Source organism: Microbacterium sp. 71-23, assembly GCF_001897265.1.
Lineage (GTDB): Bacteria > Actinomycetota > Actinomycetes > Actinomycetales > Microbacteriaceae > Microbacterium > Microbacterium ginsengisoli.
On the sequence record NZ_MKSL01000018.1, the window covers coordinates 23,643 to 35,988 of the forward strand.

A 12,346-nucleotide genomic window follows, 5' to 3' on the forward strand; every position below is an offset into this window, starting at 1 on the left:
GCAGCACGCGACGGACACCCGAAGCACCACCGATGCACCACCGAGAGGAGAAGCACCATGAAGCACAGCACACGAAGGATGCTGGCGCTCGGCGCCGCCGGCGTCGTCGCGGCGATCACGCTGAGCGCGTGTTCCACGTCGTCGACCCCGTCGTCGAGCAGCAGCGCGGGACTCACCCCCGTGACCCTGCAGCTGCAGTGGGTTCCGCAGGCGCAGTTCGCGGGGTACTACGCCGCCGTCGCCCAGGGGTTCTACGAGAAGGAAGGCCTCGACGTCACGATCAAGGAGGCCGGCACCGACACGGTGCCGATCGACGTGCTCGCCTCCGGCGACGCCGACTTCGCGATCTCCTGGGTGCCGAAGGTGCTCGGCTCGATCGAGAAGGGCACGAACGTCACCGACATCGCGCAGATCTTCGAGCGCTCGGGCACCACGCAGATCTCCTTCAAGGACAAGGGCATCACCACGCCCGCGGACCTCAAGGGCAAGAAGGTCGGCAGCTGGGGCTACGGCAACGAGTGGGAGCTGTTCGCCGGCATGCAGAAGGCCGGAATCGACACCACGAAGGACATCACCCTCGTGCAGCAGGCGTTCGACATGAACGGATTCCTGTCCGGTGACATCGACGCGGCACAGGCCATGACGTACAACGAGTACGCGCAGGTGCTCGAGACGATCAACCCCGCCACCGGCAAGCTGTACCAGCCGAGCGACCTGAACGTCATCAACTGGAACGACTACGGCACCGCGATGCTGCAGGACGCCATCTGGGCCGACACCGCGAAGCTCTCGAGCGACCCGGCGTACGCCGACACCGCGGTGAAGTTCATCAAGGCGTCGATCGAGGGATGGATCTACGCCCGCGACAACCCGCAGCAGGCGGCGGACATCGTGACCCAGGCCGGGTCCACCCTCGGCACCAGCCACCAGCTGTGGATGACCAACGAGGTCAACAAGCTGATCTGGCCCTCGACGAGCGGAATCGGCATCATCAACAAGAACCAGTGGGACCAGACGGTCGGCATCGCCCTCAACACGAAGAACGAGACCGGCTCGACGATCATCACGAAGGATCCGCCGTCGACGGCGTACTCGAACGAGTACGTGCAGAAGGCGCTGGACGAATTGAAGGCCGAGGGCGTGGACGTGACGGGCAGTGGCTTCACTCCCCTCACGGTCACCCTCAAGGAGGGCGGCAACTAAGCCGCCGCGCGGGGGCCCGGGTCGTTGTCCGCCCGGGCCCCCGCATCACCGAACCAGACACGAAAGCACCCCATGAGCAGCGACCCCACCCTCGACACCCTCACGAGCGAACTCGACCGTGCCCACGTCTTCCACTCGTGGTCGGCGCAGGGATCCCTCACGCCCCTCGTCATCGCCGGCGGCGCCGGCACCCGCGTGTGGGACCACTCGGGTCGCACCTACCTCGACTTCTCGAGCCAACTCGTCAACGTGAACATCGGCCACCAGCATCCGGCCGTCGTCGCGGGCATCGTCGCCCAGGCGGAGCTGCTGACGACCATCGCTCCGTCGACGGCGAACCTCACCCGCGGGCAGGCGGCCGAGCGCATCGCGGGTCTCGCGCCCGACGGCTTCGAGAAGGTGTTCTTCACCAACGGCGGCGCCGACGCGAACGAGAACGCCATCCGCATGGCGCGGCTGGTCACCGGGCGCGACAAGGTCATCTCGCGCTACCGCTCGTATCACGGCAACACCGGGGCGGCGATCGTCGCGACGGGTGACTGGCGCCGCATCCCGAACGAGTTCGCCCGCGGACACGTGCACGTGTTCGGCCCGTATCTCTACCGCAGCGAGTTCTGGGCCACGACCCCCGAGGAGGAGTCGGCCCGGGCGCTGCACCACCTCGAGCGCGTCATCCAGGCGGAGGGCCCGTCCACGGTCGCGGCGATCCTGCTGGAGTCGATCCCGGGCACCGCGGGCGTCATGGTGCCTCCGCCCGGCTACCTCGCGGGGGTGCGGGAGATCTGCGACCGCTACGACATCGTGCTGATCCTCGACGAGGTGATGGCCGGGTTCGGTCGCACCGGGCGCTGGTTCGCCTTCGAGGACTTCGATGTGCGCCCCGACCTCATCACCTTCGCGAAGGGCGTGAACTCGGGGTACGTGCCGCTCGGCGGCGTCATCATCTCCGACGCGATCGCGTCGCAGTTCGACGAGCGGGTCTTCCCGGGCGGACTCACCTATTCGGGACATCCGCTCGCGACGGCGGCCGCGGTCGCGACGATCGATGCGATGAAGGCCGAGGGCATCGTCGAGAATGCGCGCCGCATCGGGGAGGACTCGATCGCACCCCGCCTGGCGGAACTCGCGGAGAAGCACGCCGCGATCGGCGAGGTGCGCGGCACCGGCGTCTTCTGGGCGATGGAGCTCGTCGCCCACCGCGCCACCCGGGAGCCGCTGCCGGCGGCCACGATGGGCGCGATCAAGAAGGAGCTGCTCGCCCGCGGGCTGCTGCCGTTCGTGCAGGACAACCGCATCCACGTGGTGCCGCCCTGCATCGTCACCGACGACGAGGTGGCCGAGGCCTTCGCCGCCTACGACGAGGTGCTGACGCTGGTGTCGTGACAGGTGCCCGGGGGCCGCGGCATCCGCGACGCACCCCCGGTCGCCCTCGCACCCGCACAATGTCGGAGATTCTCGCCGACACACCGTGAGTGGATGCCGCAGCACGGCGCGTCCGCACAAAGTTCCGACTTTGCGCGGCAAAGGTGCCGGGTGCCGGGTGCCGGGTGCCGGGGCATCCACCCACTCGGCCCGTCTGCCTGCCCTCCACCCGCACAATGTCGGAACGTTTCACCGACACACCATGAGTGGATGCCGCATCACGGCGCGTCCGCAGAAGGTTCCGACGTTGTGCGGCGGCGGGCCGAGCCCGCACGGCGGCGCGGCAGAGCCCGCCGCCGTCAGACGGCGAGCGGGCGGTTCTCGAAGAACGTCTGCAGCACGACGGTCGTGCGGGTCGAGACGCCGGCCGTCTGACGGATGTCGCGGATCAGCGTCTCGAGGTCGCGGGGCGTCGCGACGCGCACGAAGAGGATGTAGCTCGCGTCGCCGGCGATCGAGTGGCAGGCCTCGATCTCGGCGATGTGCGCGAGCCTCTCGGGGGCGTCGTCGGGCTGTCCGGGGTCGAGCGGGGTGATCTCGACGAGGGCGGCGAGCGGCTTGCCGACGGCCTCGGGGTCGACGACGGCGCGGTAGCCGGTGATGACCCCGCGGGTCTCGAGCTTGCGCAGCCGCGACTGCACGGCGGAGACCGACAGGCCCACCCGCTCGCCGAGCTGTGCGAGGGTGACGCGTCCGTCGGCGAGCACGGCGCGCACGATCTCGAGGTCGGTCGCGTCCTCGACGGGAACGGGCGAGTCGTCGGGGGCGGATGTCGCGGCGTCGGCCATGTCGCGAGACTACCAGCGGCATGTTGGTCCATCGGAGGATTTCCGGCATGAAGAGCGAATCGACGTAAGTATTCCGTTAGCATGGAATCAGATCCCTGTTTCTCCCCCGTGCGCCGATCGGAGGCCTCATGTCCGTCACCGCGATCACCCCCGACATCGCGATCGATCCCGCTCTCGCCCACGGCGTCGAGCGCGACCCGGCGTGGCTCGCCCTGAAGGACGCGGCGACCGCGCTGCAGCAGCTGCAGGGCGCCGACGGCGCGGTGGCCGCGGCATCCGATCTCGAGACGGCCCGTGCGCACGTGCGCGAGGTCATCGCCGCCGTGCACGCGCTCGCGCCGCGCTTCCCCCACGACGCCGCCTATCTCGACGCGCTCGTCGTCGACCTCGCCCGCTGGAGCGGCGACGGCCTGGGCGTGCCCGACTTCCTCGACGCGCTCGTCGCGTTCCAGCCGCAGCGGCACCGGGTCGATGGCCTGCGTCACCTCGTCGTCTTCCCGATGTACACCCAGAACGGCTCCCGTGCCCGCCACCTCGAGGCGCTCGTGTGCGAGGTCATCTGGCCCGAGTTCGTCGACCGCCTCGAGCAGACCTACACGAACCGACTGTTCCTGTCGCTGCGGCTGCTCGACTTCACGCCCGGCTACGACACCGACTCGGCCGTGCTCTTCCCCGAGACGGTCGCGATGCGGGAGATCCCGACGTTCACGTGGGGCGCGATCTTCCAGGACCGTGAGGCGGCCCGCTTCCGGCGGGTGGTGGCCGCGGCATCCGAGATCACCAAGCTCGACCTCCCCGCGGGCGCCGCCGCCCTGGTCGCCGACCAGGCCCTCGCCGAGCAGACGTTCGTCATGTGGGATCTCATCCACGACCGCACCCACATGCGCGGCGACCTGCCGTTCGACCCGTTCATGATCAAGCAGCGCATGCCCTACTTCCTCTACTCGCTCGAGGAGCTGCGCTGCGACCTCACCGCCTTCCGTGAGGCGGTCGCCCTCGAGCGCGCACTGTCGGCCCGCATCGACGACGGAGACGAGCTGGATGCCGCGGCCCGCGCCATCCTCGAGCACGCGCCGCTCGTGCAGTACGCGGTGATCTTCGACCGCATCTTCCGCTTCGCGATCACCGGCACCCGCGTACGCAACTACGACGGGCTCGGCGGCCAGCTGCTGTTCGCCTGGCTGCACCAGCGCGGCGTGCTGCACTGGACCGACACCGCGCTGACCTTCGACTGGGACGGCGTGCCCGACGCGGTCGTCGCCCTCGGCGAGGCGATCGACGAGCTCTACTGGCGCTCGATCGACCGCCCGAAGGTCGCGCACTGGCTCGCCGCCTACGACCTCGTCGCGTCGGTCGTCACCCCTCACCCCGCATCGCGCTGGGCCGCAGGCCTCGATCGCGACGTGCTCGCCGGGGCGCCCTCGGGCTACACCGACGCGGTGCTCGACGACGAGTTCCCGTTGTCGATGTTCTACGAGGCGCTCGAGAAGAAGATGCGCACCGTGATCGCGTCGACCCGCGGCATCCGCGGCACCGACTGAGCGCGCCCGCGCTTCTAGGCTGGAGTGACCATGGACACCCTGCATGACGCCGCCGTGCGCGGATTCGCCTCCGACAACTACTCCGGTGTGCACCCCGAGGTGCTCGCCGCCCTCGCCGCGGCAAACGGCGGGCATCAGATCTCCTACGGCGAGGACGCCTACACCGAGCGCCTCCAGCACGTCGTGCGGGGGCACTTCGGGGCGGATGCCGCGGCGTTCCCGGTGTTCAACGGCACCGGCGCGAACGTGACCGGCCTGCAGTCGATGCTGCCGCGGTGGGGCGCGGTGATCGCGGCGTCGACAGCGCACATCAACGTCGACGAGGGCGGGGCGCCCGAGAAGGTCGCCGGCATCAAGATCCTCTCCGTGCCCACCGACGACGGCAAGCTCACCCCCGAGCTGGTGGACCGCGAGGCCTGGGGCTGGGGCGACGAGCACCGCGCGCAGCCGCTCGTCGTCTCGATCACCCAGTCGACCGAACTCGGCACGCTCTACACGCCCGACGAGATCCGGGCGCTCGCCGACCACACGCACGGCCACGGCATGCGCCTGCACCTCGACGGCGCACGCATCTCCAACGCGGCCGCCGCCCTCGACCTGCCGCTCGCCGCGTTCACCCGCGACGTCGGCGTCGACGTGCTGAGCCTCGGCGGCACCAAGAACGGGGCGCTCGCGGCGGAGGCCGTGGTGGTGCTGGATGCCGCGGCATCCGAGGGTCTGCCGTACCTCCGCAAGCTCAACATGCAGCTCGCCTCGAAGATGCGCTTCGTCTCGGCGCAGCTGCTGGCCCTCTACGACGGCGACCTGTGGCAGCGCAACGCCCGCCACGCGAACGCGATGGCCGAGCGCCTGCGCGCCGGGGTCGAGGCGGGGCTTGCCGACGGGTCCATCTCGGGCGTCTCGTTCACGCAGCCGACGCAGGCCAACGGCCTGTTCGCGGTGCTTCCCGAGGGCGTCGCCGACCGGCTGCGCACGTCGTTCCGTTTCTACGACTGGGATGCGTCGCGCCGCGAGGTGCGCTGGATGTGCTCCTTCGACACCAGCGAGCACGACATCGACGCGTTCGTCGCGGCGATCGCGCGGGAGACGTCGGCAGCCTAGACCCCAGGGCCCGGGCGCCATCCGCGGGGTCACGGTGAGCGCGCGCCTGCGCAGGCGCAGTCAGCGCACGGGGCGGACAGACCCTCAGCCCGCCGGCCGGCGCGAGCGCAGCTGCGCCCACACGACGGCCACGATCGTGCCGATCACCACGCCGATGAGCGTGTCGAGCACCCGGTCGACGAGCAGCTCCTGCGGCGAGGTCGGGGCGGCCAGCTCGACCATCGACAGCGCGAGCGGGGTGACGAACACCATCGTGATGCCGTAGTTGCGGCCGACGAACAGCTCGGCCCCGACCTGGCAGACGACGGCGACGGCGATCGTGGCGAGCGGTGGCAGGTGCAATGCGAGCAGTCCTGCGGCGAGCACGACGCCGATGAGGGTGCCGACGAGTCGCTGGATGCCGCGGGCGACCCGCGCGTTCAGGTGCGCGCCACCGAGGGCGGCCACCGCCGCGACCATCGCCCAGTACCAGTGGGTGCCGAGGAGGGCGAGACCCGTGAGGCCGGCGAGCAGGGTGCCGATGCCGGCCGTGGCGCCGAGCTCCCAGGCGGACCGGTAGGACGGCGGCGCGGGCCGTGCGGAGCGCGGGGCGGCGCCGCGCCGCAGCGTGCCCCACGCCGCGAGGGCACCGGTCACGAGCAGCGTCCAGGCGACGGCCGCGCCACCGATGATCGCAGGCTCGGCGAGAGTCGCGAACGTCGCGGGGATGCTGGCCGCCGCGCCGCCCGCGAACACCGTGAACAGGGCGCCCGGCGGATGCCAGCGGGCGCGGTGGGCCAGCACCGTCACGAGCGCAGCCAAGACCGCGACCACGATCACGCGCACGACGTCGTCGACGCCCGCGGCCGACAGTGCGGTGCCGATCGTCATCGTCACGATGATCTGGATGCCCGCCGCCAGCTGCATGCGCAGCCGGTCGCCGTAGCGGTCGAAGCGGCCGTAGAGCGAGGCGAACGTGCCGAAGGTGGCGTAGATGCTGAGGTCGAGGCGTCCGAGCGCCCACAGCACGACGAGCGGGGCGGCGAGGCTGACCGCGACCCGGAGCGCCACGCGGTGTGCGCCACCGCTCGGCCCGACGCGCAGCACAGCGCGCATGACCCCGGTCGGGGCGTCGGGGCGCGGTGTGCCCGTCATTCGCCCGCGAGCCACGCCCGATAGGCGTCGAACGCGAACGGCCGGCCGAGGAACGCCTCGACGAGCTCGCGCGCGTCGCGGGTGCCGCCGCGCTCGAGCACCTCGGTGCGGTAGCGGGCCGCGGCATCCGGGTTCATCAGATCGCCGTCGAACGCCGACAGCAGATCGCGGGCGATGACGAGGCTCCACTGATACGTGTAGTAGCAGGCGCCGTACCCCGTGAGGTGGCCGAACCCGGCATAGGGATGCACACCGCGCAGCGGCTGCACCGGGCTCGTCGAGGCGTAGAGCCGCTCGGTCGCGCCCTGCAGGTCGCCCGGCCGGTCGACGTGCAGTCGGTACGAGACCGTCGCGTGACCGAGCTGGCGGCGCACCTCGAGCGCGCGGCCGAACGCGTCGGCGGTGCGCATGCGGGCGACGAGATCGGCGGGAATGGGCTCGCCGGCCGCGTTCGCCGCGAACGACCCGAGCACGCCCGCATCCCACGCCCACTCCTCGAGCAGCTGGCTCGGCGCCTCGACGAAGTCCCACTCGGTCTGGATGCCCGTGAACCGCGCCCAGCGCTGCCCGCCCGCGAGGATGTCGTGCACCAGGTGGCCGAACTCATGGAAGAACGTGACGACCTCGTCGTGTTCGAGCAGCCCGCGCGAGAAGTTGCACAGCAGCACCGCCTCGGGCAGCTGCCGCCCCGCGATGCCCGGCACGAGCGGGAAGCAGGCGGCGTGGCTGTACTTGCCGGGGCGCGGGTGCAGGTCGAGGTGGATGCGCCCGAGCGCCGTGCCGCCGCGCACGACGTCGTAGGACGCGACATCCGGATGCCACGTGGGCGCCGCGACCGGCACGTACTCGATGTCGAGCAGGCGCCCGGTGACGTCGAGGATGCCGTCGCGCACCCGCTCGAACGGGAAGTAGGAGCGCACCAGCTGTGCGTCGACGTCGTACTCCTCACGCTTGATCGCGCCCAGCACGTACCAGAAGTCGGCGATCGTGACCTCGTCGACGTCGGGGGCGTCCTGCCGCAGGCGCGCGAGCACGCGGTCGTACTCGGCGGACGAAGCGAGGTCGCTCGCGATGTCGAGGCGCTCGAGGAATGCCGGGATCGCGGCGCCCGAGCCGATCATGCGGGTCTCGGTCTCGTACTCGGCCCAGTCGGCGTAGCCGAGCAGGCGGGCGCGCTCGGCGCGCACCTCGAGCAGCTCGGCGAGCACCGACTCGTTGTCGGGCCAGGCGAGGTCGTTGTAGGCGGCGACGAGGGCGAGGCGGGTCTCGCGCACCCGCGCGTACTCGCGCACCGGCATGAGGTCGGTGTACTCGGTCGTGAGGGTCACGAGGCCGTCCTCGTCGACCGGATGCGCGTCGATGAAGTCCTGCGGGAGACCCGCGAGCCCCTCGGCGGGCACGCGGATCTCACGACGGCCGTCACGGATGTTGCGGGAGAACGCCAGGCTCAGCGCGGTGTCACGTTCGACGAGGGAGCGCACCCGCTCGCGGGTCTCGGCGTCGAGGTCGACGCCGCCGCGGCGGAAGTCGCGGCGGATGTGGGACAGCAGGCGCTGCTCGAGCGGGTCGAGGGCCGCGGCATCCGCGGCGGCGAACACCGCCCACAGGTCGGGGTTCAGCAGGCGGGCGGCGGCGAGCGCCTCGGCCTCCTGCGCGGCCGACTCGGCGGCCTCGCGCACGGCCGCGTCCGGGTGCGACTCGCTGATCAGGTAGGCGGCGCCGAGCAGCTCGCCGAGCGCGATGTCCGCCTCGTTCCACAGCTCCAGCCGCTCGATCGGTGCGAGCGAGGCATCCTGCACGAGGCGCCAGTCGACGTCGGAGACGACCGCGGTGCGGTCGGCGGCGAAGGCGGTCACGAACGGGAGCCACGCGTCGGCGGCCTCAGGGAACTGCAGCGGCTCTCTCACCCTTCGAGCCTAGGGGGCGCCTCAGCGCAGTGCGCCGACGCTCGCGAGCGCCAGACGGATGAGCGTGCCGCGGCCGCCCTCCATCTCGGCCGAGAGCGTGTCGGATGCCGCCTCCTCCGGCGTCATCCAGGTGACCTCGAGAGCATCCTGGCGCGGCTCGCACGTGCCCGTCACCGGCACGACGAACGCGAGCGACACGGCGTGCTGACGCTCGTCGTAGAAGGGGCTGACACCGGGGATCGGGAAGTACTCGGCCACCGTGAACGGGTTCGGCTGGGGCGGAAGCAGCGGGAAGGCCATCGGCCCGAGGTCGTTCTCGAGGTGACGGAACAGGGCGTCGCGCACGGTCTCGCCGTAGCGCACCCGCCCCGACACCAGCGTGCGGGTGATCTCACCCAACGGCGTCGCACGCAGCAGGATGCCCACCTGCGTCACGGTGCCGACGCCGTCGGTGCGCACGGGCAGCGCCTCGACGTAGAGCATCGGCAGTCGACGTCGCGCCTCGGTGAGCTCGACGTCGGTGAGCCATGCCGGGTTCGGGCCGCCGCCCGACTCGGCGAAACCGCCGGCGAACGATCGGAACGGGTCGCGCGGCACCTCGCCGCGCGCGTCGTCGTTCCCCTCCGAGGGGTCGGGATCGGGAGTTCGCACCGCCATGCCTCCTGTATACCCCACCGCGTGTGACGCACAGATGTCGACCGGGGCCGGCGGCGCAGAACGGATGCCGCCGTGTCGGGGCGGTGCGGCAGGATGGGCACGTGAGCGAGATCCCGCCCCTCGACGGCAGCGCCGTGCGCTACGCCGCCCCGCTGGCCGACCGCGGCGACCGGCCTGTGCTGTTGCTTCTTCACGGCTACGGCTCGGATGAGAACGACCTGGTGGGCCTACTCCCCTCCCTCCCGTCCGAGTACCTGGGCGTCTCGCTGCGCGCGCCGATGCCCGCTCCGTGGCCGATGTCGGGCCACCGCTGGTATCCCATCGACGACCTCGACGGCCGCGACCCGGCGGCGATCACCGCGGCCGCCGAGCGCGTTCTCGACTGGGTCGACGAGAACGTGGATGCCGCGGCATCCGTCGGTCTCCTCGGGTTCTCGCAGGGCGCGGCGGTGTCGCTACAGGCGCTGCGACTGCGCCCCGAGCGCTTCGCGTTCGCGGTGAACCTGTCGGGCTACGTCGCACCCGGCGGGCTGCCGACCGACACCGAGCTCGCCCGGCTGCGCCCGCCGGTGTTCTGGGGCCGCGGCGCGCGCGACGAGGTCATTCCGGCGGCGCTCGTCGAGCACACCGTGCGGTGGCTCCCCGACGTCGTCGCGCTGAGCGGCCGTGTGTATCCCGGCCTCACCCACAGCGTCTCGGAGGCGGAGCTGGCCGACGTGCACGCGTTCCTCGTGGCACGACTCGGCGACATCCGCGAGGCGTCGGCGGATCCGCGGGGCTAGCCGCCGCGCGCGGGTCGCGGATAGACTGCCCGCGTCCTGTTCCGAGTGTGAGGATCTTCCGGTGACATTGATCGACGGTTCCCTGTCCGCCATCTGGCGCTGACACCGTCGAGTCACCGTTTCACGGTGCGGGCCCGCTTCGAGCGTGAGCCCCGGTGTCGGTGCACCCACCACACCCGGGAGACCCCATGTCATCCACCGCACCCGCGGTCGTGCTCGACCGCGTCACGTTCACCTGGCCCGACGGCACCACGGCGCTCGAATCCGTGTCGGGCGCATTCGGCGCCGGGCGCACCGGACTCATCGGGCGCAACGGCGCCGGCAAGTCCACCCTGCTGCAACTCATCGCCGGGCATCTCACGCCCACGGCCGGCGCGATCAGCACGACGGGCACCGTCGACCACCTCGCCCAGACCCTGACGCTCGACGTCCATCGTCCGGTCGCGGACCTCCTCGGAGTGGGCCGGTCACTGCGCGCCGTGCGCGCGATCGCCGACGGCGATGTCGACCCGGCCCGGTTCGAGGAGGTCGGCGACGACTGGGACGTCGAGGCCCGCGCGGGCGCAGCCCTGGCCGACGCAGGCCTCGACCCGGGGATGCTCGATCGACCCGTCGGCGCGCTCTCCGGAGGGGAGGCCGTGCTCGCGGCGGTGTGCGGCATCCGCCTGCGACGCGCGCCGATCACCCTGCTCGACGAGCCGACCAACAACCTCGACCGCGATCACCGCGACCGTCTCGGCGCGCTCGTCACGGCCTGGCCGGGCGCGCTCATCGTCGTCAGTCACGACACGACACTGCTCGACCTGATGGACGAGACCGCCGAACTCTACGCCGGGCGGCTCACGACGACCGGCGGCGGCTACGCCGCGTGGCGCGCCGCGCTCGAGACCGCGCAGGATGCCGCGCGACGCACCGAGTCCGCAGCTGCCGGCGACCTGCGGCGGGAGAAGCGTCAGCGCATCGCCGTGCAGTCGACGCTCGCGACCCGCGGGCAGCAGGCCGCGAAGGCCGAACGGGAGAAGCGGGTGCCGAAGATCGTCGCCCACGGCCGGCGCGGTGCCGCACAGGTCTCGGCCGGACGCCTGCGCAGCGAGGCCGGCCGGAAGGAGGATGCCGCGCGTGCCGCACTCGACGCGGCCGGGCGACTCGTGCGCGATGACCCATCGATGCGCATCGTGCTGCCGGCGCCTGACCTCTCGCCGAGCCGGCGGGTGCTGACCGTTTCTTCGGGCGAGCGCGAATGGGTGGTGCGCGGGCCGGAGCGCATCGCGATCATCGGTCCGAACGGCGCCGGCAAGTCGACGGTCCTCGGCGCTCTGGTCGCCGGAGCCGGGGTCGTCGCCGTGCCGGGCGGCGAGGTGCGGGCCGCCGTGACGGTGCCGCATGTCGGCTACCTGCCCCAACGGGTCGACGGACTAGACGACGACCGCTCGGTGCTCGAGAACGTCGCCGGGGAGGCGGCATCCGTCGACGTCGTGCGGTTGCGCAACGACCTCGCCCGGTTCCTGCTGCGCGGAGCCGTGGTCGACCGGCCTGTGTCGAGCCTGTCCGGCGGCGAACGGTTCCGCGCCGCGCTCGCCCGGCTGCTGCTGGCCTCGCCACCCCCCGAGCTGCTGGTTCTCGATGAGCCCACCAACAACCTCGACCTCGACACCGTCGATCAGGTCGTCGACGTGCTGCGCGGCTACCGCGGCGCCGTGGTGGTGGTCAGCCACGACGATGGCTTCCTCGCGCGACTCGGCCTCGACCTCGCTCTCGAGCTGCGGGACGGGGTGCTGCGCGAGGTCGAGGCGCCCCGTTAGGGTGGGGCG

The 12,346-nt window shown here is 71.6% G+C and carries 10 protein-coding genes; 6 read left to right on the forward strand and 4 right to left on the reverse strand.

The features are described 5' to 3' along the window. Positions 1-57: 57 nt before the first annotated feature. Positions 58-1,203, forward strand: a complete 1,146-nt coding sequence (locus BGO15_RS09430) for an ABC transporter substrate-binding protein (RefSeq protein ID WP_056518740.1) — start codon at positions 58-60, stop codon at positions 1,201-1,203. A 72-nt stretch (positions 1,204-1,275) separates the two neighbouring features. Next, on the forward strand, positions 1,276-2,586 hold the full coding sequence (locus BGO15_RS09435; protein ID WP_056518742.1) for an aspartate aminotransferase family protein: 1,311 nt from the start codon (positions 1,276-1,278) through the stop codon (positions 2,584-2,586). 338 nt (positions 2,587-2,924) lie between these two features. Here BGO15_RS09435 and BGO15_RS09440 read toward each other — a convergent pair whose 3' ends face one another. Next, positions 2,925-3,413, reverse strand: a complete 489-nt coding sequence (locus tag BGO15_RS09440; protein ID WP_045247422.1) for an Lrp/AsnC family transcriptional regulator — start codon at positions 3,411-3,413, stop codon at positions 2,925-2,927. Between the two features lie 128 nt (positions 3,414-3,541). Between BGO15_RS09440 and BGO15_RS09445 the strand changes: the two genes are divergently transcribed. Together BGO15_RS09445 and BGO15_RS09450 are read left to right on the forward strand one after the other, a co-directional pair. After that, positions 3,542-4,954: a DUF6421 family protein gene (locus BGO15_RS09445; RefSeq protein ID WP_156454711.1), complete on the forward strand. Its 1,413-nt coding sequence runs from the start codon at positions 3,542-3,544 to the stop codon at positions 4,952-4,954. A gap of 30 nt (positions 4,955-4,984) precedes the next feature. After that, complete coding sequence (locus tag BGO15_RS09450; protein ID WP_056518745.1) at positions 4,985-6,055, forward strand: threonine aldolase family protein; 1,071 nt, start codon at positions 4,985-4,987, stop codon at positions 6,053-6,055. A gap of 84 nt (positions 6,056-6,139) precedes the next feature. On the opposite strand, the gene BGO15_RS09455 is transcribed toward BGO15_RS09450, so the two are convergent. The 3 genes from BGO15_RS09455 to BGO15_RS09465 are packed head-to-tail and all read right to left on the reverse strand — an operon-like array spanning position 6,140 to position 9,753. Continuing rightward, positions 6,140-7,189: an FUSC family protein gene (locus tag BGO15_RS09455; protein ID WP_235557375.1), complete on the reverse strand. Its 1,050-nt coding sequence runs from the start codon at positions 7,187-7,189 to the stop codon at positions 6,140-6,142. Continuing rightward, on the reverse strand, positions 7,186-9,096 hold the full coding sequence (locus BGO15_RS09460) for a M3 family metallopeptidase (RefSeq protein ID WP_056208308.1): 1,911 nt from the start codon (positions 9,094-9,096) through the stop codon (positions 7,186-7,188). Before BGO15_RS09460 ends, BGO15_RS09455 begins: the two co-directional genes overlap by 4 nt. 21 nt (positions 9,097-9,117) lie before the next feature. Next, on the reverse strand, positions 9,118-9,753 hold the full coding sequence (locus tag BGO15_RS09465) for an NUDIX hydrolase family protein (protein ID WP_056518746.1): 636 nt from the start codon (positions 9,751-9,753) through the stop codon (positions 9,118-9,120). A gap of 101 nt (positions 9,754-9,854) precedes the next feature. Between BGO15_RS09465 and BGO15_RS09470 the strand changes: the two genes are divergently transcribed. Together BGO15_RS09470 and BGO15_RS09475 are read left to right on the forward strand one after the other, a co-directional pair. Further along, on the forward strand, positions 9,855-10,535 hold the full coding sequence (locus BGO15_RS09470) for an alpha/beta hydrolase (RefSeq protein ID WP_056208306.1): 681 nt from the start codon (positions 9,855-9,857) through the stop codon (positions 10,533-10,535). 188 nt (positions 10,536-10,723) lie between these two features. Beyond that, complete coding sequence (locus BGO15_RS09475) at positions 10,724-12,337, forward strand: ATP-binding cassette domain-containing protein (RefSeq protein ID WP_056518748.1); 1,614 nt, start codon at positions 10,724-10,726, stop codon at positions 12,335-12,337. Positions 12,338-12,346: the final 9 nt, after the last annotated feature.

Coding starts and splice junctions, on each gene's coding strand:
- BGO15_RS09440 (WP_045247422.1), bottom strand. CDS start 3,413: ATGGCCGACGCCGCGACATCCGCCCCCGACGACTCGCCCGTTCCCGTC.
- BGO15_RS09475 (WP_056518748.1), top strand. CDS start 10,724: ATGTCATCCACCGCACCCGCGGTCGTGCTCGACCGCGTCACGTTCACC.
- BGO15_RS09430 (WP_056518740.1), top strand. CDS start 58: ATGAAGCACAGCACACGAAGGATGCTGGCGCTCGGCGCCGCCGGCGTC.
- BGO15_RS09445 (WP_156454711.1), top strand. CDS start 3,542: ATGTCCGTCACCGCGATCACCCCCGACATCGCGATCGATCCCGCTCTC.
- BGO15_RS09450 (WP_056518745.1), top strand. CDS start 4,985: ATGGACACCCTGCATGACGCCGCCGTGCGCGGATTCGCCTCCGACAAC.
- BGO15_RS09455 (WP_235557375.1), bottom strand. CDS start 7,189: ATGACGGGCACACCGCGCCCCGACGCCCCGACCGGGGTCATGCGCGCT.
- BGO15_RS09465 (WP_056518746.1), bottom strand. CDS start 9,753: ATGGCGGTGCGAACTCCCGATCCCGACCCCTCGGAGGGGAACGACGAC.
- BGO15_RS09435 (WP_056518742.1), top strand. CDS start 1,276: ATGAGCAGCGACCCCACCCTCGACACCCTCACGAGCGAACTCGACCGT.